We start from the raw sequence: 19,753 nt of genomic DNA, 5'->3' as shown, positions 1-19,753 counted from the left end.
TTTTGGTTTGTAGAGACAACAGGTCGTCTGAAAGCCCGGTATCAAGTCTTCTGAAAGCAAGCCTGCATCTCAGTCGCCATGTTATCCAGCATTTGGTAACGTTTGCGGTACATCGATCGTTTTTTGCTTTCGATTTCCGCCAAGTCTTTTCGCGGCGGGGTTTGCGGCAGATGCCAGTAGCCGTCGCTTTCGAGCGTTGCGCCGTTTTCCTGCCAAAACAGGTCGTAATTCATTTTGACCCGTTTCTTCAGCCGCCAGCGCAGTTTGACCTGATGCCCTTGGGCAATGCCGATAACGCCACCCAACTTGAGTGATGCCGAAAAATATTGTAGGGCGGTTACCATCAGTTGCTGCGGGCGCAGGCCGTGGAGTTGTTTGGTCAGGCTGCGGACAAGGTTTTTGGCTTCTTCCCCTGCGGGGCCTTGGATAGAAGCGACCAGCAGTTTACCGTCAACTAGAGCGAAGGTTGCCATGTAGAGACGTTTTCCTTCGTTATCGCGCAAGGATAGCGACCACATTCCTTCATCCACGCAATTATCGTTCCGGTTCAGCCACAAAGTCAGGTCGTCTGAAAGATGTGCTAAGACGATATGGAATTCGCGAGTCTCCATACCGGTAAGTGTTTCCTGTCCGAACAGTTTTTCGGCTGCCAACAGGTCTTCTTTCATAGCTTGCAGTCTGCGCTGTCTGTCAAAACGCTTATCAATAAAGGCATGAATCAAAGGATAGGCATCTTGTGGCAGCTTTTGGAAAAAAACACGACGTAGTGCGGAAGCATTGACAAAGGTCTCAAAATCCTTAATCTGCCTCCGTGCAAACAACTTGCGCAAGGTAAATTTCAAATGTTGGATTTGAAATTTTGGAGCGTTTTTATACACGGTTTTGAAATCTGGAAAAACAAACTGCTCCGGCATTATGCTTTTCCATCAGGGGTTTGGGTGTGCCAATCACTTGCCAACTGTACTTGATGCGCCGCACCAAGGATTTTGGCTTCGGAGAAGTGGTTGCCGATGAACTGCACGCCGATGGGCAGTCCGCTGCTGCTGAAACCTGCGGGCAGGGTCAGGGCGGGCAAGCCGGCTAGATTCACGGCGATGGTGTAGATGTCGGAAAGGTACATCTGCACGGGATCATGGATGTCGCTGCCGAGTTTGGGGGCGGCGGTGGGCGCAGTCGGCGCGAGGATGAAATCACATTGCGCGAAGGCCGTCTGAAAATCGTTGGCAACAAGGCGGCGCAGTTTTTGGGCTTTCAGGTAATAGGCATCGTAGTAGCCGTGCGACAACACATAAGTGCCAATCATGATGCGGCGTTTGACTTCGCTGCCGAAACCTTCGGCACGGGTATTGCTGTACATTTCTTCAAGATCGCCGAATTGGGCGGCGCGGTGGCCGTAGCGCACGCCGTCGTAGCGGGAAAGATTGGTGCTGGCTTCGGCGGAAGCGAGGACATAGTAAGCGGGGATGGACAGGGCGGTTTGCGGCAGGGAAACTTCAATGGTTTCCGCGCCTTGTGCTTTTAAAAGGTTGATGACGTTTTGCAAAGCAGCCTGCACATCAGCATCCGCGCCTTCGCCGAAATATTCTTTAGGCAGACCGATTTTCATGCCTTTGAGCGGTTTGTCCAAGTCGCGGGTATAGTCTTCTTTGCTGCGTTCCAAGCTGGTGGAATCGCGCTCGTCAAAGCTCGCCATCGCATTAAGCAAAATCGCGCAGTCTTCGGCGGTTTGCGCCATTGGGCCTGCTTGGTCGAAACTGGATGCGTAGGCAACCATGCCGAAGCGGGAAACCGTGCCGTAGGTGGGTTTGATACCGGTGATGCCACAGTGTGAAGCAGGCTGGCGGATAGAGCCGCCGGTATCTGAACCGAGTGCGACAGGAGCAAGGCGTGCGGCAACGACCGCTGCGGAACCGCCGGATGAACCGCCTGGGACGTGTTCGGGATTCCACGGGTTTTTAGTCGCGCCGTAGAACGAGGTCTCATTGGTCGAGCCCATGGCAAACTCGTCCATATTGGTACGACCGAGCGTTACCATGCCTTCGTCGAGCAGGTTTTGGACGACGGTGGCAGTGTAGGGGGAAACAAAGTTGTCCAGCATTTTGGAGCTACACGCACTGCGCCAACCTGTTTGACAGAAAATATCTTTGTAGGCGATGGGTACGCCGGTAAGCGCGGTGGCATTACCTTGCGCAATGCGCGCGTCGGCGGCACGGGCTTCGGCGAGGGTCTTGTCTTGGTCGAGGGTGATGTAGCCGTTGATGGCCGGGTTCTGTGCAGCAATGGCGGCGAGGTATTCGGTTGCCAGTTCGACGGCGGAGATTTGTTTGGATTGCAGCAGTTGGCTGGCTTGTTTGAGGGTGTATTGGGTCATTGCGCCATGATTCCTAATTTGAGACGGTTTCTGTTTTCAGGCAAATATTCGGAAAAGTGTTGCCGAAAACGTAGGCTGAACAGTGATTGAAATTTCGAAGGAAAAAAACGAGTTTCAGACGACCCAAGTTTAGATTTCATATTTCAAGATAATGAGATCGTCTGAAAAAATTATTCTTCAATTACCTGAGGCACGATATACAGGCGGTTGCGCACTTCGGGTGCGACGGCTTGATATTCGGCGGCATGGTCGGTTTCGGTAACTGTATCTTCGCGCAGGCGCAGGGCGGCTTCGTGGGGGTGTGCCATCGGCTCGACACCATCGGTATTCACGCTCTGCATCTTTTCGACCATGGCGAAAATGTCGTTCAATTCTGAGAGGGTTTTGCCTTTTTCTTCTTCGGTCAGCGAAAGGCGTGAGAGTTTGGCAATTTTTTCCACATCGGTTAAGCTTAGAGCCATAAAAAATCCTTGTCTGATAGCAGACACCCCCTTATTTGGGGTATCATTGCATTCTTCTTCGATGAAACGAGGAATTATAACCGAAAACTACTCAAACGGCGTGTGATTTCGCCATGCGTTTCATACGGGGAGTGGGGAGGTCGTCTGAAAAGGTGCTGTTCCCATGTTTTTAATATTTTGAATAACAATTAAATAAAATCGGTGCTGGGCCGATATTCAGGTATTTTATGTTTCGTTTTTTATCCCGTTTTTTCTCAAACGATATCGCCATTGACTTGGGTACGGCGAACACGTTGATTTATGTGCGTGGTAAAGGCATTGTTTTGGACGAGCCGTCTGTGGTGGCGGTTCAATCGGGTACGGGCGGTAAAAGCAAAATTGTCGCCGTGGGTACGGAAGCCAAGAAAATGCAGGGGCGCGCGCCGCGCAATATTGAAATCGTCCGTCCTATGCGGGACGGGGTGATTGCTGATTTTACGATTGCCGAGCGTATGCTGGGCATGTTGATTAAGAAAGCAATACAGGGCAATTCGGTTGTGCCGCCGCGCGTAGTGATTTGCGTGCCGGGCGGGGCAACTCAAGTGGAACGCAAGGCAATTTTGGATTCTGCGTTCGCCGCAGGTGCATCTTCCGTACATTTGATTGAGGAGCCGATGGCGGCTGCTTTGGGTGCAGGCTTGCCGATTGAGGATACTGCCGGTTCGATGGTGGTGGATATCGGCGGCGGCACAACGGAAATCGGCATTTTGTCGTTGGGTGGTATGGCTTATTCCGCCTCTGTTCGTGCGGCAGGCGATGAGTTTGATAAAAGCATCGTGCATTATCTGCGCCGTCATCGCGGCGTGTTGATTGGTGAAGCAACGGCTGAAGAATTGAAGAAAACAATCGGTTCTGCCTCCGGTTTTGCAACCGAAACCGCCATGCGGATTAAAGGTCGCGATTTGGCGGAAGGTACGCCCAAGTCGCTTGCCATTACTTCAGAAGAGGTGCGCGAGGCTTTGAGCGAAACGGTTAATCAGATTATCCGCGCCGTTCTCCTTGCGTTGGAACAGGCTCCGCCTGAGTTGGCCGGCGATATTGCCGACAGGGGGATTATGTTGACGGGCGGTGGCGCGCTGCTGCACGGTATGGATACGGTTTTGGCGGATGCGACGGGGCTGCCTGTCGGTATTGCCGACCAGCCTTTGAACTGTGTGGCTTATGGTGCGGGCAAAGCCTTGGATTATATCGGCAAATGGAATGCCGTCTTTGTGGATAACCCGTAAGGCAGGCTGAAATGGAACATTCTTCTTTACGGTTTGACGAGGCAAAGGGCCAAAAGCTGTTGCCTCGTTTTATTGCGTATCTTTTGCTGGGTGCCGGCATTATGGTGGCGGACGGCCGTTTCAACCTGATGCAGCCCGTGCGCACTGCGGCGGCGGAGATTCTTTATCCGGTGCAATGGCTGGCAACCCAGCCGGTCCGTCTCTATCAATATTTTTCCAACCAATCTCAATCACAAACCGAGCTGTTGGAACAAAATCGTCTCCTTTTGGAGGAAAACGGTCGTCTGAAAATCCAGCTTCAACGCGATAAGGTCAACCTGAGCGAATTGCAGGAGCTGAAAAAGCTATACGGCTTGCAACAAAAAGGCATCAGCAATGTCATCGGTGCTGAAGTATTGTCCAGTGGCAAAGACCCGCTGTCCGAGCGTTTGATTATCAATAAAGGCAGTGGCGAAGGGGTGGCGGCAGGAGATGCCGTTATCGACCAAAACGGCTTAATCGGGCGGATTACATTGGTTCACGCAAACAGCGCGGAAGTCGAGCTGATGGCGGCTGCACAAAGTATCGTCCCTGTTGCCGTTGAGCGTACGGGTGAACGCAATCTCGCCTACGGCAACGGCGTGGGTTTGGATTTGCGTTATTTCCCGACAGGATCGGATTTGAAGCCGCAGGATGTTTTGATTACTTCCGGCTTGGACGGCATTTATCCGGCAGGTATTCCCGTAGCGCGCGTGGATAAAGTCGTCCGCGCTTCCGGTACGCCTTATTACGACACAGAACTGACCCCGTTTGCCGCCTTGCGCCGCAGCCGCTTTGTTTTGGTTCTGTCTTCTTCCCATTCTTCCCAATAAATCATTCATGAACGATTTTGACGATTCCTACCGTGCCATGCCCGTCGGCGGGATTGCGGCAAGTTTTGCCGTAACCATGCTTGTCGATTTCATGCCTTTTCCCTTTGATGTGTTTTTTTGGCTGCCCGAACTGACTGCGCTGATGCTGCTTTATTGGTCTATGCATCATCCCCAACGTGTCGGCATGGGCATTGCGTTTTTGCTCGGCTTGATAGTCGATGCCGCAACGGCAGCAACTTTGGGGCTGCACGCATTGTCTTATACGGTCATGGTGTATTTCGTCTTGAACACGCGCCGTCAAATCATGCTCTACGGCCACATCATGCAGATAGGGGCGGTATTGGCAGCATTGTTCTGCCATCAGGCGGTCTTGGTGGCGGCGCGCCTGTTCCTCAACAATCAAATCATCACTTGGCAAAGTTTCATCGCACCTTTGGCAGGCGCGCTGCTTTGGCCTTTCTTGAGCCAGTTGATGCTGGTGCTGACCAATTTTTATCGCGCCAACAGATAACGTGAAACCATGTCCATACTGAATACTATGAAACGTCGTCTGAAAAATGGCGGTAGCGGTAAAACACAGACTGCAAAGGCGGCGCAAGCCGATTCTTTATTGCGTCTGCTGGTGGCGTTTATCCTGATTGTGGTTTTGTTTGCCGCATTGGTGGCGCGGTTTGTCTATTTGCAGGTGTTCCGGCATGACGATTTTTCCGGACAGGCATCCAGCAACCGCATCACATTAATTCCGACTCCGCCCGTCCGCGGCGAAATCGTAGATGTCAACGGCGTACCGCTGGCAAAAAACTATCCCGTGTTTTCGCTGGAAGTCATCCCCAGCCGCATTGAGGGTAAGATGGAGGATGTCATCGAAGCCCTGCGGAAGTATGTCGATATTACGCCTACCGATTTGAAGCGTTTCCACAAATATCGCGAAAGCTACCGCAAATTTGAAAACATCCCGCTCAAGCTGCGCCTGACAGATGAAGAAGCAGCAAAATTGTCCGTGTATCTTAATGAATTTAAAGGCGTAGAAGTCAATTCGCGTACTTTCCGCGAGTATCCTTATGGCAAGCTGACCTCACACTTTTTAGGCTACATCGGCCGCATCAGCGACAAAGATCAGGAAATTTTGGAAGAAGAGGGCTTAACTGCGCTCTATCGCGGCAGCACGCACATCGGCAAATCGGGGCTGGAAAAATATTACGAACCGCAGCTTCATGGCGCGCCTGGCTATCAAGAAGTGGAAAAAGACGCTTACGGCAATATTGTGCGCGTCTTGAAAAACGTGCCGTCGCGCATGGGGCAAACTTTGCGCTTGGGCATGGACATCCGCATGCAACAAGAGGCGGATAAAATATTGGGAGACAGGCGCGGGGCGATTGTCGCCATCAATCCGCAAGACGGTACGGTGTTGGCTTTCGTTTCCAAACCTTCTTTCGATCCCAATCTCTTTATCGACGGCATCGACAGCGAAACTTGGAAAGCCTTGAATGATGACTGGAAAAAACCGTTGGTCAACCGTGTAACGCAAGGTTTGTACCCACCGGGCTCGACGTTTAAGCCGTTTATGGGCATGGCTTTGCTGGAAAGCGGCAAAATTACCCAAACGACGGTCGTTCCCGCGCCCGGCGCATGGAGCATTCCCGGCAGCCGCCACGTTTTCCGAGATTCCGTACGCAGCGGTCACGGTTCAGCAAATTTGAGCAAGGCGATACAGGTGTCGTCCGATACCTTTTTCTACCGCTTGGGCTACGAAATGGGCATAGACAAAGCATCGCCGTATTTAGCGCAATTCGGTTTCGGCAAAAAAACCGGCATCGACCTGCCCAGCGAATATACGGGCGTTTTGCCTAGCCGCGAATGGAAGGCGAAACGCTTTGCCAAATCGTCCGATCCTACCGCCAAAGAATGGCGCGCAGGCGAGATGGTCTCGGTCAGCATCGGGCAGGGTTACAACGCCTACACCCCGCTGCAAATGGCACACGCCACCGCTTCGCTTGCCAATAACGGCGTGGTTTATCAACCGCATTTGGTGAAAGAATTGTTGGATTTCGACAAACGCAAAATCACGCGTATCAATCCCAATCCCGAATACAAAATCCCGTTCAAACAAGACAATTTCGAATACGTCAAACAGGCAATGGAGAAAGTCTTGAAACCGGGCGGTACGGCACACCGCATCGGCGGCGGTTTGGCTTACAGCATGGGCGGCAAAACGGGCACGGCGCAGGTTGTGCAAATCAAGCAGGGCGGTCGTTACAACGCCGCAGCCTTGCGCGAGCAACACCGCGACCATGCGTGGTTTATTTCGTTCGCTCCCTTGGAGAAGCCTGAAATCGCCATTGCCGTGATTCTGGAAAACGGCGGCTGGGGTGCCTACGCCGCACCGCTTGCCCGCAGCCTGACCGATTTTTATATGCTCAACGTCAAGCCGCAGCAGTTTTCAGACGACCCCGACGCAGGCGGAATGCCCGAACCGCAGCAACACCGCACACAACCCCAACCGCCGACCATATTCCAAAAAGCCTACGGTCTGAAACAGGAGGAAGCAAATCATGAATGAAACGGTCGGAATGTGGGCAAAAATCAAGCGCACCGTATCTGCTCCGATAGACCCGTGGCTGTTTTTCCCCATGCTCGCCATCTACATCATGAGCCTGTTTTTGCTCTATTCGGCGGACGGGCAGGATTTCGGCCAGCTTGAACACAAAACCCTGCATACGGTTTTCGGCTTCGCCCTGCTGTGGTTTGTCGCCTCGTTCAAGCCGCGTGATGCTGCAAAGGTTGCGCTGCCGATGTACCTGATTGGCGTGTTGCTGCTTGTCGCCGTCGAAGTCGCAGGCGTGACCGTCAATGGCTCTACACGCTGGTTGGAACTGGGGTTCACGCGCATCCAGCCGTCCGAAATCATGAAAATCGTCCTGCCCATGACCGTCGCTTGGTACTTCCAACGGCACGAAGGTCGTCTGAAATGGTTTCACTACATCATCGCCATGCTTTTAATCCTCATCCCCGTTGCGCTGATTTTGAAACAGCCCGACTTGGGTACGGCAGTTTTGATTATGGCATCGGGTATTTTCATCGTCTTTTTCGCAGGCCTGCCGTGGAAAGTCATCTTTGCTGCCATCATTGCCTTTGTTGCCGCATTGCCGCTTTTGTGGAACTACGGGATGCACGACTATCAGAAAACCCGCGTCCTGACGCTGTTTGACCCGACGCAGGACCCTTTGGGCGCAGGTTACCACATCATCCAATCCATGATTGCCATCGGTTCCGGCGGCATTTGGGGGAAAGGCTGGCTCAACGGCACGCAAACGCATTTGGATTACATTCCAGAGTCCACGACCGACTTCATTTTTGCCGTATATGGCGAAGAATTCGGTTTGATCGGCAACATCTTGCTGCTGCTGGTTTACCTCGTTATCCTGACGCGCGGACTGCTGATTGCCGCCAAAGCCCAATCGCTTTACAGCCGCACGCTTGCCGGAGCATTGACCATGACCTTTTTCTGCTACGCCTTTGTGAATATGGGCATGGTGAGCGGCATTTTGCCCGTTGTCGGTGTTCCCCTGCCGTTGGTCAGCTACGGCGGCACTGCAACACTCTCCATCATGACCGTACTTGCGCTGCTGATGGGTATTTCCAGCGAACACAAAACCAAACGCCGCTACGAATTCAATGACAAAGCGGACGTAAACGTCTCTACAAAAAACCAATAAGGGAATAAAAAATGGAATTAGGTGTAGAAATCGGCAAACTTTTGGTTGCCTTCCTTGTACTGATCAACCCGTTCAGCGCGCTCTCGATTTACCTTGATTTGACGCAGGATCACAGCACCAAAGAAAAACGCCGCATCGCCCGCACTGCCGCGCTCGCCGTCTTTATCGTTATTGCCGTCTTCACCTTGACGGGCGGGGTGTTGTTGAAAATCTTAGGCATCAGCGTCGGCTCTTTCCAAGTCGGCGGTGGTATTTTGGTATTGCTTATCGCCATCTCCATGATGAACGGCAACGACAACCCTGCCAAACAAAATATCGGTGGAGACAAAGAAGAGGGCGTCGTACCACACATCCAGAAAAACGCCAAAGCCATCGCCGTCGTTCCCGTCGCCATCCCCATCACCATCGGTCCCGGCGGTATCTCCACCGTCATCATCTACGCCTCAGCCGCCAAAAATTACAGCGATATTGCTTTGATTCTCGCCGCAGGCTTCCTTGTCAGCCTGATTTGCTACGCCATCCTCGTTGTCGCCGGACGAATCAGCAAAAAACTGGGCACGACAGGGCTGACCATCCTCAACCGCATCATGGGCATGATGCTTGCCGCCGTCTCCGTAGAAATCATCGTTGCCGGATTGAAATCCATTTTCCCGCAATTGGCAGGCTAGTTTGTCGGATTGTGCAGAAGGCAAACTTTACTGCCTATCCCCCCATCCTTCCTAAAGGGAAAGGTCGTCTGAAAATAGGTTTTGTGTTTTCAGACGACGTGTCCTGTAATATTCTTTAGTTGTCCTGACTTTGGATATATTGTCGAAATAATGCCTCATCAAAAATTGAAATATTATGAAAAAACGCGATTTGATTTATGTCGTTTTGCCTGCCTTTACGCTTGCTGCCTGTACGTCAACCAGCATACTGCATCCCGAGAGGCAGCCGTATTCATCATCTTCACTTTTAGAAACGACAGAAGCTACGAATACCCTGATTATTTTTTACGATCCCGAAACCGGTTCGGAAAGGCTTATGAATGCGGTCCGCGAATATGGTGCAAAGATTGTTTATGAATATAGAAACTTCAATGGCATCGCAATCAAGCTGCCGAATGGTACGGATATGGAAAAAGCCGTCTCACACTTCCGTATGGTCAAAGGCGTTTTGTCAGTCGAAGCAGACAGGAGGATGCAGCTTCATTCTGAACATAACGGATTGAGATAAAACGGGGCATTCTGTTTCTGCTTTGCCATATTGGCAACAAAGAAGGTCGTCTGAAACTTTGAGTCCAAGATTTCAGACGACCTTCTTGTATCGTGCCTGCATTTTATCTGCGGCAAAATAAAACGCGCTATATTTTGCCGGCTTATCCAATCATCACGTTTTCGGCAGGGTAACGCCGGTTTGTCCCATGTATTTGCCGTTGCGGTCTTTGTAGGAAGTTTCGCAGATTTCGTCGCTCTCGAAGAAGAGGACTTGCGCCACGCCTTCGCCGGCGTAGATTTTGGCGGGCAGGGGGGTAGTGTTGGAAAATTCGAGGGTAACGTAGCCTTCCCATTCCGGCTCAAACGGGGTGACGTTGACGATGATGCCGCAGCGGGCGTAGGTGGATTTGCCCAAGCAGACAGTCAGGACGTTGCGCGGGATGCGGAAGTATTCGACCGTGCGCGCCAGCGCGAAGGAATTGGGCGGGATGATGCAGCAGTCGTCTTCGACGGTGACGAAGTTTTTCGGGTCGAAGTTTTTGGGATCAACGATGGTGCTGTTGATGTTGGTGAAAATTTTAAATTCGTTGGCGCAGCGGATGTCGTAACCGTAGCTGGACGTGCCGTAGGAGATGATGCGCTGTCCGTTGGCTTCTTTGATTTGGTTCGGCTCGAAGGGGTCGATCATGCCGAACTCTTCGCTCATGCGGCGTATCCATTTGTCGGACTTGATGCTCATAATGTTTTCCTTGTTTCTTGCGGTTTTCAGACGACGTCTGCGGAGAGGTCGCCTGAAAATGCGGGACGGGGTTATTTGGTTTTGGGCAGTTTCACTTCTTTAATCATGCCGTTTTCGCATTTCATGATGAAGACGGTTTCGCCGTTTTGCGATGCGGTGAATTTGCCGTGTGCCAAGCCTTTTTTGAATGTGCCCGACAGTACCATGTTGCGGAACTTGGTGCTGTTGGAATTGAACGGCTCGATGAAGGTTTCGCGGTTGGCGGAGACGGTGTAAACGCCTTGTCCGTCGAATTTGCCGTTTTTAAACGCGCCGGTGTAGCTGCGTCCGTCTTGGCAGCGCCAAGTGCCTTTGCCGGCGGGTTTGCCGTCTTTGCCGACATCGCCGTCGTAGGTGCAGCCCGGTTCCTGATAGGAAGTCAGGACGGCGGCCGAAGTGGGGAGGGCAAGCATAATAGCGAGCGGCAGGAATGCGAAGTGTTTAAACATAAAGGTTGTCCATCGGAGGTAGGTTTCAGACGACCTTTTATCGTGTAAAGGTCGTCTGAAAAATTAGTCTTGCCAGCCGCCCAAATAGGAAACCAGCTCTTCCAACATGGTGCTGACGGATTCCGCCATCAGGATTTGCGAGGCGAAGGCAAGGCTGGCGGCATCGTCGCCGTTGCTTTCGGCTTCTTCCTGCAATACGTCGAGGTATTGAATGCGCTTGAGTGTGAAGTCTTGCGTGAGGATGAAGGCGATTTGTTCGCGCCACACCAAGCCGAGCTGGGTCACGGTTTTGCCGTTTTTGACGTGTTGGACCACTTCATCGGCGGTCAAATCTTGTTTGGACACTTTGACGACGGGAACAACATCGCCCACGCCTTTGAGTTCGCAATCGCTGTCCAATTCAAAACCGCCTTCGCAATGCCCTTGCAACAGCCACTCGGTCATCAGGGAAGAGGGCGATTGCTTGGTATTCGGCAGCGAGGCTTCCAAACCGCCCAAAGCTTCACGCAGCTTGGTCAGGATGTTTTCCGCTTTGGCGGAAGCCGCGTTGTTGACGAGCAGATAGCCGTGGCGGGTGTTGAACACCGCTTCAGTACGGCTGCTGCGGGTAAACGCGCGGGGCAGCAGGTCGTCTGTAATCTGTTCTTTAAGCTCTTGTTTTTCCTTGCGGCCGACATTGCGGGCTTCATTGTTTTGGATTTCCGCCATCTTCTCTTCCAGAATATCGCGGATGACGCCGGCAGGCAGGACTTTTTCTTCTTTTTTCAGGGCGACGCGCAAAGTAAAGTCGGCAGGAAAAACGAGTTCGGGAGAGAACGAAACCGGTGCGGCAAAGCCCTCGCTGGACCAGTCCAAACCTTGGCAGCGGGTGAATTCAGCCTCCGCAAGTTTGTCGGCAAGTACGTCCGCTTCGGGCAGCTTTTCTTTGTTGAGCGGATAAAAACTGATCTGCTTGAACCACATGGTTTGTTTTCCTTTTCATTAAAAGCGGCATTATACAGGCAAAGCCGATACAAAGATAAGGAGCAGAAGGGTTGTCTGAAACCAGTTTGACCATAAAAAACGCCTAACCCGTTGACAGCGTTTTAACGCTTATGTATAGTTCGCAACTCGGTTACGCGCCCATCGTCTAGAGGCCTAGGACACTGCCCTTTCACGGCGGCAACCGGGGTTCGAATCCCCGTGGGCGTGCCAGATTTTCAATAAACCCTTACTGGAGAACAGTAAGGGTTTATTTTTAAAACAGATTTTTTGTTTCCTTTGAACAAGCTGAGGGCTTTTCGAAAAGGTCTCATATTAAGAGACCTTTGCAAAATTCCCCAAAATCCCCTAAATTCCCATCAATACATTTAGGGGATTTCCATGAGCACCTTCTTCCGGCAAACCGCACAAGCCATGATCGCCAAACACATCGACCGCTTCCCATTATTGAAGTTGGATCAGGTGATTGATTGGCAACCGATCGAACAATACCTGAATCGTCAAAGAGCCCGTTACCTTCGAGACCACCGCGGCCGTCCCGCCTATCCACTGTTGTCCATGTTCAAAGCCGTCCTGCTCGGACAATGGCACAGCCTCTCCGATCCCGAACTCGAACACAGTCTCATCACCCGCATCGATTTCAACCTATTTTGCCGTTTTGACGAACTGAGCATCCCCGATTACAGCACCTTATGCCGCTACCGCAACTGGCTGGCGCAAGACGACACCCTGTCCGAATTGCTGGAACTGATTAACCGCCAACTGACCGAAAAAAACCTAAAAGTAGAGAAAGCATCCGCCGCCGTCATTGACGCCACCATTATTCAGACCGCCGGCAGCAAACAGCGTCAGGCCATAGAAGTCGATGAAGAAGGACAAGTCAGCGGCCAAACCACACCGAGTAAAGACAAAGATGCCCGCTGGACAAAGAAAAACGGCCTCTACAAACTCGGTTACAAACAACATACCCGTACCGATGAGGAAGGCTATATCGAGAAACTGCACATCACTCCTGCCAATACCCATGAGTGCAACCATCTGTCCCCTTTGTTGGAAGGCATTGCCGAAGGTACGACCGTCTATGCCGATAAAGGCTACGACAGTAAGGAAAACCGGCAACATCTGGAAGACCATCAGTTGTTAGACGGCATTATGCGCAAAGCCCACCGCAACCGTCCGCTGACGGAAAATCAAACGAAGCGTAACCGGTATTTATCGAAAACCCGTTATGTGGTCTAACAGAGCTTCGGTACGCTGCACCGTAAATTCCGCTATGCCCGGGCAGCCTATTTCGGGCAGATTAAAGTGAGTGCGCAAAGCCATCTGAAGGCGATGTGTTTGAACCTTTTGAAAGCCGCCAACAGGCTAAGTGTGCCTGTTTGCGCCTAAAAGGCGGCCCGGATGCCTGATTATCGGGTATCCGGGGAGGATTAAGGGGGTGTTTGGGTAGAATCAGGAGCAATTAGGAGCGGAAATAGACGAAAACCTGTGTTTGGGTTTCGGCTGTCGGGGGGGAAGGGCTTTTTTGCAAAGGTCTCATTAAAAGATATAGCTGAGCTCAATAAAGGTCCTTGGATTCGGATTTCAAGTGCAACACTAGGGTACCAGTGGTTGGAACAGATTTAAGAATAAAACACTTGGCGTTTCGTAGCCAAGTGTTTTTCTCGGCCGGTGGTTCAACTCATCTTGAACCCTGCGTATCTCCCGATCGCTGATGTTTCGGAAATCGGTTTGTTTGGGGAAATATTGCCGGATGAGTCCATTGGTGTTCTCATTCAGCCCTTTCTCCCAAGAATGGTAAGGGCGGCAAAAATAGGTTTTCGCCTTCAAGGCTTTGGCTATTTTGGTGTGTTGGTAGAACTCTTTGCCGTTATCCATGGTGATGGTGTGGACTCTGGCTTTATATGCCTTTAATACCCTAATGGCCGCCCGGGCAGTGTCTTCGGCTTTTAAGTTCTTTAATTTGCAGATGATGGTGTAGCGGGTAGTGCGTTCGACCAAGGTCAATAACGCGCTTTTCTGATTTTTGCCGACGATGGTGTCGGCCTCCCAATCGCCGATGCGGGTTTTCCGGTCGACGATAGCAGGTCGGTTCTCTATGCCGACGCGGTCGGGCACTTTGCCTCTGGTCCATGTGCTGCCGTAGCGTTTGCGGTAGGGTTTGCTGCATATTCTGAGGTGTTGCCACAAAGTGCCGCCGTTGCTTTTGTCTTGGCGAAGGTAGCGGTAAATGGTGCTGTGATGGAGTGTGATCCCGTGGTGTTTATGCAGGTAGGCACATACTTGTTCGGGACTGAGTTTGCGGCGGATAAGGGTGTCGATGTGTTGAACCAGCTGCGAATCGAGCTTATAGGGTTTTCGCCGGTGCTGTTTGGTCAGCCGGCTTTGCTTCTGTGCTTTTTCGGCGCTGTATTGCTGTCCTTGGATGCAGTGCCGCTTGATTTCTCGGCTGATGGTGCTTTTGTGGCGGTTGAGCTGTTTGGCGATTTCGGCGATGGTGCAGTGGCGGGACAGGTATTGGATATGGTATCGTTCGTCTTGGGTCAGTTGTGTGTAGCTCATGGCAATCTTTCTTGCAGGACAGGCCGTATGCTACCGCATACTGGCCTTTTTCTGTTATGGAAAGTTGCACTTCAAATGCGAATCCGCCGTCGTCTGAAAACTTTGAACTGCACCCCAAAAGTTGGACATCCCCTCCAACTCACAAGGTGCAGTTTTTTTATGAGCAAATATACATTACACTTCAAATACCAAGCCGTACTCTACTACCTGCATATACGCAGCCAACAGCGTACCGCAGACCACTACGGCATTTCCCGAACCCACCTGAGACGATGGATACGCGCCTATCAAGAAGGCGGTATCGGCGCACTCGAACATCCCCAATCCAAAACCATGCCCCAACATCGAAAAAACCCCTTCATCGCAGATAAACCCGACCAAGAAAAAACGCAGGCAGAGCTTATTGAAGAGTTGTGCTATATGCGCGCAAAGGTTGCCTATCTAAAGGAGTTAAAAGCCCTCAGCCAAAAACAGACCGAAAAGGACAAAGCCAAACCGTCCAAACACTGAGAGCGTGTTCATAGTCTTCGTAGCAGGACTCCCAAGAAAGCCAAAGCTACCATTTGCAGACTGGTACTCAACTTACGCTCGCAGTTTTTCCAAAGCCGCCTGTTCTTTTCCAACCAGGAAAAGCTGCGCTCTACTACCCATCGCTTCGGCAATACTGCAAAACGGTGCAATTCGTTTCGTTTGGCAATCTCTACCTCCGCACCAATCAACTCCTGTACCGACGAAGCAAATGCCTTACCCGTGTAACCACCGTCAGCAAGGATTTTTTGTATCGCACCAAGATTATCCCGCCCACGTTCCAATGCCACCAGGCAGCCTTTTCTATCCGTAACATCCGCCGTCGTTACCGCAAGGGCATGCGGCAAACCTTGCGTGTCAACCGCTATATGTCGCTTGATACCGCTAACCTTCTTGCCCGCATCGTAGCCTTTTTCCATGGCGGTATCCGTGTTCTTCACACTCTGCGCATCAATAATCAGGAAAGTAGTTGCTTCATGGCGCCCCTGCTTGCGGTGCTCCGCAACTACCTGATTTTTTTAATGCTTCCTCAAGGATGCTGATGCCACTCTCGCGTGGTTCGGTCCATCTCTGGAAGTAGGAATGCACGGTGCGCCATTTGGGGAAGTCGCCCGGCAAAGCGCGCCAGGAGCAGCCAGTGCGTTGCAGGTAGAGAATGGCACAAAAGACATCGTACAAGTCCACCTGGCGTGGCGCTGTGCGTTTACGGGCACTTTCCAGCAGGGGAAGGAGAGGCGCAAATTGCTCGCGACTGATATCGCTTGGGTAGGTTTTTCTGTTCATGCCGATAGTTTACAGCAGAGGCTGAGACAATGAACACGTTCTGAGGGCGCAACACCCGCTCAAATACCTGCTGCACATCGCAAACCTGCCCAAAAGCAGCTTTTACTACCATCACCAAGACCGACCCGACCCCGACGAAGCCGACAAAGCCCTCCTTGTCGAAACCTACCGGCGGCATAAAGGACGCTACGGGCAAAGGCGCATTGCCGCCGCATTGGGTTGGAACCGCAAAAAAGTGGCGCGGTTGATGAAGCAGTTGGAACTGAAAGCCCTCATACGGGCGAAAAAAGCCTACCGCCATCCCGCCATGGGCGAAATATCGGAACACCTCCTCAAACGCCGGTTCAAAGCCCGAAAGCCCAACGAAAAATGGCTGACCGACGTTACCGAACTCAAAGGGAGCGACGGCAAACTGTACCTCTCGCCAATCTTGGACTTGTTCAACCGGGAAATCGTCGCCTACGCCATGAGCCGCAGAGCCGACAGCGAAATGGTGAAGGAAATGCTCGAAAAAGCCGCCCCCCGTCTGACTGATAAAGGAACGATGCTTCATTCGGACCAAGGTGTGCTGTACCGTACGGCGGGGTATAGGGAATTGCTTGCGGAGCATTCCATGGTTCAAAGCATGTCGCGAAAGGCGAACTGTTGGGACAATGTGCCGATGGAAAGCTTCTTTGCGGTGTTGAAGACGGAGTGTTTCTATAACGCAGGTGAATTGACGGTGGACGAATTGATGAAGCAGATAGATGACTATATGGATTACTACAACCGGGAGCGTTGCAGTTTGAAATTGAAAAAGCTGAGTCCTGTCGCATACAGAACCCAGCTTGCACAGAGCGCCTGAATAGGCTTTTATGAGTGTCCAAGATTTGGGGGGCAGTTCACTTTGCTTTAAAGTTTTCAGACGACCTTTATTCATTGTTTAGTCATATATTGGGAGCACGACTGATGTATATGGCTTATAGTATTCAATAAAAACTGGATGACATAGTATATCTTTACTAATAAGGAAAGATAGTGGCCGATTCGGGCCCTTATTTCTTGTAACCTACCTGTTCACAGCCTGTATTGCCGTTTTTGCTTGTTAACTTGGCTTTAGCCGATTCTGCATCAGTACATTTATAGGCATTGCCCAAACTATCCATCCAAACGGAAAGTTTGTAATCAGTACCGGTTTTCGGAGTAGCAAAAAGATAATAAGCCCTGCTATTTTTAGCGTCCTTATTTTTCATTTCACCGCTGAAGTCGTATTTGGCAGCGACCTCGGGCGCAGCTTTGTAGGTCTTAACCAATCCCGTATCTCCCTCAATTTCATCTTTTATTTTAAGGGTAGGATTTTTGACTAATTCGGTTTTTAAGGCATTGTTAATAGCAAGCAGTTCCGTATGTGCTTGGGATTGGTAGCCACGTTCGATGTATCGGATATAGGAAGGGTAAGCGATGGTACTGAGGATGCCAATAATGGCAACAACAATCAGCATCTCAACCAGCGTAAACCCTTGAGATTTAGTGATAGACGTATTCATGATTTTATCTATTTATTTTATTCGTTGGCCACATAAGATTGTAGTATAACCACCGTATTTTCGTTTTTTCCCCATGCTTTGGCGGTAACGCGGTAAATGGTACGGTTGTCGGTAGAATTGGTGCTTAGGTATTCGATGATATAACGCGCATCTTTTGCAGCCCCACTATTTTTACCAGGGTATTGCATACCGTTTACATCGATACATTTTGTTTTTGCCTTATTGTGCGTGTCAATACAACCATCTTCTCGAATCCATGCTTCATCTTTTGAAGTACCACTGACAGTAATCGTGCCTGCGGAAGTGGAATATGAACCTGCATTAACTTGTGCCGCTTTGCATAAACCGTTTTTTTTGTCTTTTTTAGTTTTCGAGATCGAAATACAATCATCAGTAAACGGGTAGTCCCCATCCTCAATTTCGTAAATATTATTCTCACCTTCACGCAATGCTGCTTCCGCAAGCGTGGTAGCAAACTTGTGGTCGGCATCGTTAGTACTGATTCGCTGCTCGGTATTGTAGGACTGGGTCGCGGTAACGACGAGCAAGGCGATGACGATCATGATCATCAGGACGATGAACAATGCAAAGCCCTTTTGTGCAGAGGCTTTAGCAGGATGGTTTAGAGTAATCGGTCTGCGCATTTGTTTCCTCCGCGTACAGTTGCGTTGATTTGATAGAGTTGAACTTTGTTTTCATAATTGCTTCCGCCAGCATTAATACTGCCGCTGTTCAACAAGAGTTCGATAGAGGCTGGGGCTTCATCGCTAGACAGTGTCGAAGTATATTTAAATGTCTCATCTTTTGACTTATCCTCACCCTGCTTCTGAGCATTTCCGGCAGGAGTTGGGGCAGGTGCAGACGCAGATGCTACTTCACTTTCCTCAAATGTCTCAGGACAGCCTTCGGTATAAAAGTAATGAATACTCATACTTTCAATTCCCTTAATCAGCAACTGCGGATTACTCCACTCACCTTTGTCTGTCAGTTGGAAACGATAAAGACCCTTTTGCTCTCCCACAGTACCGACTGCATAGGCATTCACCTCATGTTTCATGATGGAGATATTGCCTGCTTGAGAACCATCTGTCTTTAAAGCTGCTTTACTATCAGTAATTTGCTTGCCTGGTTTGGTAATGTTTGTGCAGCTGCTGGCCACTACTGTTGCCGCAGTTGGTGATGCGGTATCTATGCCATATTGGAAAATCAGCGCCTTGCCGATCTGCTTAAAATCAGCTGCCCCTAAGGAGTCTGTTTCTCTGACGGCAGGAAGCATTTTTCCACTACCTTTAAGCTTGAGAAAGTCTTTGGAACCAGAATCAGCGATAACGGCTTGGGCATCATATGCCGACATATTGAAACAGCCGAAGTTACCAGCCATACGGGCATCACGCACGATTTGGTTAGATGCATTGCGCAAATCCTGTTGGACGTTTAGGCGGGAGGTTGCAGCGGTGTTCAGGCTGCGGGCGGTAAAATAGCCCGAGCTGACGGCTAGCAGGACTATCATGCTCAATGCGCTTGCTACAAGGAATTCAATCAGGCTGAAGCCTTGCATACCTGCTTTTACCGGAATGTGTGGGCGGTTTTTATTATTCATTATCTTTCCCTTACGCGTACTTGGTAGGTGTAAACAATAGAGTCTTCGTGTCTTTTTATGCCGCTTGCTGCTTTGTCGCTTTCTGCATCTTTAAGCCATAACACTTTAATAACAGTATCAGCATCTGCCTTTTTGTCACAATGAGAATTAAATGATCCATCATAAGTAGGTTCTTTATTAGAACTGTCTTGGCAGATTTCATAATGAAATTCGGATTCAGGTAAAGCAGCACGCAAGGCTTGATCGAATTGTGCGATTTGTGCTTTTGCTAAACTTTTTTTGCTCATGCTGGTTGTGGGATCTAATTTTTCGTTTTTAGGATTATCACTAGAACCGGCAGTAATGTAGTCATCAATGTATGTTTTACAAAATCCACGCTGACTATTGTTACGAGTGCATTCTTCCAGCCTTGGATTAATCAGCATACCTTCAACTAAGTTTTGAGTGAGTTGGGATACGATGGTTTGCCCTTCCGCTTCGCGTACGCTGGAAACGGTACGCAGTTGGATGGCGAGTAGGGCGAGTACGCCGATTGCAAGAACGAACATGGCCACCAAGACTTCAATTAAAGTCATACCTGCTTGGTTAGGTTTGGAAAAATCTGAATAACGGGTTTTAGCGAAACTCGCTTTGCTCGTTTTCAGACGACCTTTTTTATGTAATGTTATGTATTTCATAGGATGGTA

The 19,753-nt window shown here is 50.4% G+C and carries 21 protein-coding genes, 1 tRNA gene and 1 pseudogene; 11 read left to right on the top strand and 12 right to left on the bottom strand.

The genetic code is table 11. The features are described 5' to 3' along the window. Positions 1-41: 41 nt before the first annotated feature. The 3 genes from MON37_RS05740 to gatC all read right to left on the bottom strand — a co-directional run bounded on the left by MON37_RS05740 (position 42) and on the right by gatC (position 2,832). Positions 42-914, bottom strand: a complete 873-nt coding sequence (locus tag MON37_RS05740; RefSeq protein ID WP_039405895.1) for a VirK/YbjX family protein — start codon at positions 912-914, stop codon at positions 42-44. Further along, positions 914-2,371, bottom strand: coding sequence for an Asp-tRNA(Asn)/Glu-tRNA(Gln) amidotransferase subunit GatA (gene gatA, locus MON37_RS05735; protein WP_039405893.1), 1,458 nt, complete (start codon positions 2,369-2,371; stop codon positions 914-916). The genes MON37_RS05740 and gatA overlap by 1 nt, the downstream gene beginning before the upstream one ends. Before the next feature lie 170 nt (positions 2,372-2,541). After that, positions 2,542-2,832: an Asp-tRNA(Asn)/Glu-tRNA(Gln) amidotransferase subunit GatC gene (gene gatC, locus MON37_RS05730; RefSeq protein WP_009312923.1), complete on the bottom strand. Its 291-nt coding sequence runs from the start codon at positions 2,830-2,832 to the stop codon at positions 2,542-2,544. Positions 2,833-3,059: 227 nt separating this feature from the next. Here gatC and mreB point away from each other — a divergent pair, with 227 nt between their 5' ends. From mreB to MON37_RS05695, 7 genes are all read left to right on the top strand, one after another. Beyond that, positions 3,060-4,097 carry a rod shape-determining protein gene (gene mreB / locus MON37_RS05725; RefSeq protein WP_039405890.1) on the top strand — a complete coding sequence of 346 codons (1,038 nt, stop codon included), beginning with the start codon at positions 3,060-3,062 and terminating at the stop codon, positions 4,095-4,097. Positions 4,098-4,108: 11 nt separating this feature from the next. Next, positions 4,109-4,948, top strand: coding sequence for a rod shape-determining protein MreC (gene mreC, locus MON37_RS05720; RefSeq protein ID WP_039405887.1), 840 nt, complete (start codon positions 4,109-4,111; stop codon positions 4,946-4,948). A gap of 7 nt (positions 4,949-4,955) precedes the next feature. Beyond that, a complete protein-coding gene (gene mreD / locus MON37_RS05715; protein ID WP_039405884.1) occupies positions 4,956-5,459 on the top strand; it encodes a rod shape-determining protein MreD in 504 nt (167 codons plus the stop codon). A 27-nt stretch (positions 5,460-5,486) separates the two neighbouring features. Continuing rightward, positions 5,487-7,508, top strand: coding sequence for a penicillin-binding protein 2 (gene mrdA / locus MON37_RS05710; RefSeq protein WP_039405881.1), 2,022 nt, complete (start codon positions 5,487-5,489; stop codon positions 7,506-7,508). Further along, positions 7,501-8,664 (top strand): rod shape-determining protein RodA, encoded by a 1,164-nt coding sequence (gene rodA / locus MON37_RS05705; RefSeq protein ID WP_039405878.1) that lies wholly within the window; start codon positions 7,501-7,503, stop codon positions 8,662-8,664. The genes mrdA and rodA overlap by 8 nt, the downstream gene beginning before the upstream one ends. 11 nt (positions 8,665-8,675) lie before the next feature. After that, positions 8,676-9,332 carry a MarC family protein gene (locus MON37_RS05700; protein WP_039405876.1) on the top strand — a complete coding sequence of 219 codons (657 nt, stop codon included), beginning with the start codon at positions 8,676-8,678 and terminating at the stop codon, positions 9,330-9,332. 175 nt (positions 9,333-9,507) lie between these two features. Further along, positions 9,508-9,879, top strand: a complete 372-nt coding sequence (locus MON37_RS05695) for a hypothetical protein (protein WP_039405874.1) — start codon at positions 9,508-9,510, stop codon at positions 9,877-9,879. A 153-nt stretch (positions 9,880-10,032) separates the two neighbouring features. On the opposite strand, the gene dcd is transcribed toward MON37_RS05695, so the two are convergent. The 3 genes from dcd to MON37_RS05680 all read right to left on the bottom strand — a co-directional run bounded on the left by dcd (position 10,033) and on the right by MON37_RS05680 (position 12,050). Then, complete coding sequence (gene dcd, locus MON37_RS05690; protein ID WP_003741335.1) at positions 10,033-10,599, bottom strand: dCTP deaminase; 567 nt, start codon at positions 10,597-10,599, stop codon at positions 10,033-10,035. A 71-nt stretch (positions 10,600-10,670) separates the two neighbouring features. Next, on the bottom strand, positions 10,671-11,087 hold the full coding sequence (locus tag MON37_RS05685; protein WP_039405869.1) for an MORN repeat-containing protein: 417 nt from the start codon (positions 11,085-11,087) through the stop codon (positions 10,671-10,673). 63 nt (positions 11,088-11,150) lie between these two features. Beyond that, positions 11,151-12,050: a recombination-associated protein RdgC gene (locus MON37_RS05680; protein ID WP_039405866.1), complete on the bottom strand. Its 900-nt coding sequence runs from the start codon at positions 12,048-12,050 to the stop codon at positions 11,151-11,153. A gap of 155 nt (positions 12,051-12,205) precedes the next feature. Here MON37_RS05680 and MON37_RS05675 point away from each other — a divergent pair. After that, positions 12,206-12,281, top strand: a tRNA-Glu gene (locus MON37_RS05675). 168 nt (positions 12,282-12,449) lie between these two features. Then, positions 12,450-13,457 (top strand): annotated as a pseudogene (locus MON37_RS05670) (IS5 family transposase). Positions 13,458-13,664: 207 nt separating this feature from the next. Here MON37_RS05670 and MON37_RS05665 read toward each other — a convergent pair. Then, the gene (locus MON37_RS05665) at positions 13,665-14,630 is read right to left on the bottom strand and encodes an IS30 family transposase (RefSeq protein WP_242883537.1); all 966 of its coding nucleotides are present in this window, start codon (positions 14,628-14,630) and stop codon (positions 13,665-13,667) included. Between the two features lie 159 nt (positions 14,631-14,789). Between MON37_RS05665 and MON37_RS05660 the strand changes: the two genes are divergently transcribed. Continuing rightward, positions 14,790-15,140 carry a helix-turn-helix domain-containing protein gene (locus MON37_RS05660; RefSeq protein WP_242883805.1) on the top strand — a complete coding sequence of 117 codons (351 nt, stop codon included), beginning with the start codon at positions 14,790-14,792 and terminating at the stop codon, positions 15,138-15,140. Between the two features lie 8 nt (positions 15,141-15,148). Here MON37_RS05660 and MON37_RS05655 read toward each other — a convergent pair. After that, positions 15,149-15,941, bottom strand: a protein-coding gene (locus MON37_RS05655; RefSeq protein ID WP_234403659.1) for an IS5 family transposase whose coding sequence is annotated in 2 segments (ribosomal slippage) — positions 15,149-15,676 and positions 15,678-15,941 — 792 coding nt in all. Because the reading frame shifts where the segments join, the coding sequence is not laid out codon by codon here. 40 nt (positions 15,942-15,981) lie between these two features. Between MON37_RS05655 and MON37_RS05650 the strand changes: the two genes are divergently transcribed. Continuing rightward, positions 15,982-16,785, top strand: a complete 804-nt coding sequence (locus MON37_RS05650) for an IS3 family transposase (protein WP_082013575.1) — start codon at positions 15,982-15,984, stop codon at positions 16,783-16,785. A 190-nt stretch (positions 16,786-16,975) separates the two neighbouring features. Here MON37_RS05650 and MON37_RS05645 read toward each other — a convergent pair whose 3' ends face one another. From MON37_RS05645 to pilV, 4 genes are read right to left on the bottom strand one after another with little or no spacing between them, the layout of a single operon-like run. After that, positions 16,976-17,467, bottom strand: coding sequence for a PilX family type IV pilin (locus tag MON37_RS05645; RefSeq protein WP_039405037.1), 492 nt, complete (start codon positions 17,465-17,467; stop codon positions 16,976-16,978). A gap of 17 nt (positions 17,468-17,484) precedes the next feature. Next, positions 17,485-18,111 (bottom strand): pilus assembly PilX family protein, encoded by a 627-nt coding sequence (locus MON37_RS05640; protein ID WP_039405035.1) that lies wholly within the window; start codon positions 18,109-18,111, stop codon positions 17,485-17,487. Beyond that, entirely contained in the window at positions 18,090-19,067 is a 978-nt protein-coding gene (locus tag MON37_RS05635) for a PilW family protein (protein ID WP_039405031.1), read from the bottom strand. Before MON37_RS05635 ends, MON37_RS05640 begins: the two co-directional genes overlap by 22 nt. Then, positions 19,067-19,744, bottom strand: a complete 678-nt coding sequence (gene pilV / locus MON37_RS05630; protein WP_203026359.1) for a type IV pilus modification protein PilV — start codon at positions 19,742-19,744, stop codon at positions 19,067-19,069. Before pilV ends, MON37_RS05635 begins: the two co-directional genes overlap by 1 nt. Positions 19,745-19,753 lie beyond the last annotated feature (9 nt).

Source organism: Morococcus cerebrosus (genome assembly GCF_022749515.1).
GTDB lineage: Bacteria > Pseudomonadota > Gammaproteobacteria > Burkholderiales > Neisseriaceae > Neisseria > Neisseria cerebrosa.
The sequence above is the reverse complement of the archived record's forward strand: the minus strand, read 5'-3'. Positions and strand labels throughout refer to the sequence as shown.

What these genes read in the sequence shown, in the direction of transcription:
- MON37_RS05740 (WP_039405895.1), bottom strand. Translation starts at nt 914, where the DNA reads ATGCCGGAGCAGTTTGTTTTTCCAGATTTCAAAACCGTGTATAAAAAC.
- gatA (WP_039405893.1), bottom strand. Translation starts at nt 2,371, where the DNA reads ATGACCCAATACACCCTCAAACAAGCCAGCCAACTGCTGCAATCCAAA.
- gatC (WP_009312923.1), bottom strand. Translation starts at nt 2,832, where the DNA reads ATGGCTCTAAGCTTAACCGATGTGGAAAAAATTGCCAAACTCTCACGC.
- mreB (WP_039405890.1), top strand. Translation starts at nt 3,060, where the DNA reads ATGTTTCGTTTTTTATCCCGTTTTTTCTCAAACGATATCGCCATTGAC.
- mreC (WP_039405887.1), top strand. Translation starts at nt 4,109, where the DNA reads ATGGAACATTCTTCTTTACGGTTTGACGAGGCAAAGGGCCAAAAGCTG.
- mreD (WP_039405884.1), top strand. Translation starts at nt 4,956, where the DNA reads ATGAACGATTTTGACGATTCCTACCGTGCCATGCCCGTCGGCGGGATT.
- mrdA (WP_039405881.1), top strand. Translation starts at nt 5,487, where the DNA reads ATGAAACGTCGTCTGAAAAATGGCGGTAGCGGTAAAACACAGACTGCA.
- rodA (WP_039405878.1), top strand. Translation starts at nt 7,501, where the DNA reads ATGAATGAAACGGTCGGAATGTGGGCAAAAATCAAGCGCACCGTATCT.
- MON37_RS05700 (WP_039405876.1), top strand. Translation starts at nt 8,676, where the DNA reads ATGGAATTAGGTGTAGAAATCGGCAAACTTTTGGTTGCCTTCCTTGTA.
- MON37_RS05695 (WP_039405874.1), top strand. Translation starts at nt 9,508, where the DNA reads ATGAAAAAACGCGATTTGATTTATGTCGTTTTGCCTGCCTTTACGCTT.
- dcd (WP_003741335.1), bottom strand. Translation starts at nt 10,599, where the DNA reads ATGAGCATCAAGTCCGACAAATGGATACGCCGCATGAGCGAAGAGTTC.
- MON37_RS05685 (WP_039405869.1), bottom strand. Translation starts at nt 11,087, where the DNA reads ATGTTTAAACACTTCGCATTCCTGCCGCTCGCTATTATGCTTGCCCTC.
- MON37_RS05680 (WP_039405866.1), bottom strand. Translation starts at nt 12,050, where the DNA reads ATGTGGTTCAAGCAGATCAGTTTTTATCCGCTCAACAAAGAAAAGCTG.
- MON37_RS05665 (WP_242883537.1), bottom strand. Translation starts at nt 14,630, where the DNA reads ATGAGCTACACACAACTGACCCAAGACGAACGATACCATATCCAATAC.
- MON37_RS05660 (WP_242883805.1), top strand. Translation starts at nt 14,790, where the DNA reads ATGAGCAAATATACATTACACTTCAAATACCAAGCCGTACTCTACTAC.
- MON37_RS05645 (WP_039405037.1), bottom strand. Translation starts at nt 17,467, where the DNA reads ATGAATACGTCTATCACTAAATCTCAAGGGTTTACGCTGGTTGAGATG.
- MON37_RS05640 (WP_039405035.1), bottom strand. Translation starts at nt 18,111, where the DNA reads ATGCGCAGACCGATTACTCTAAACCATCCTGCTAAAGCCTCTGCACAA.
- MON37_RS05635 (WP_039405031.1), bottom strand. Translation starts at nt 19,067, where the DNA reads ATGAATAATAAAAACCGCCCACACATTCCGGTAAAAGCAGGTATGCAA.
- pilV (WP_203026359.1), bottom strand. Translation starts at nt 19,744, where the DNA reads ATGAAATACATAACATTACATAAAAAAGGTCGTCTGAAAACGAGCAAA.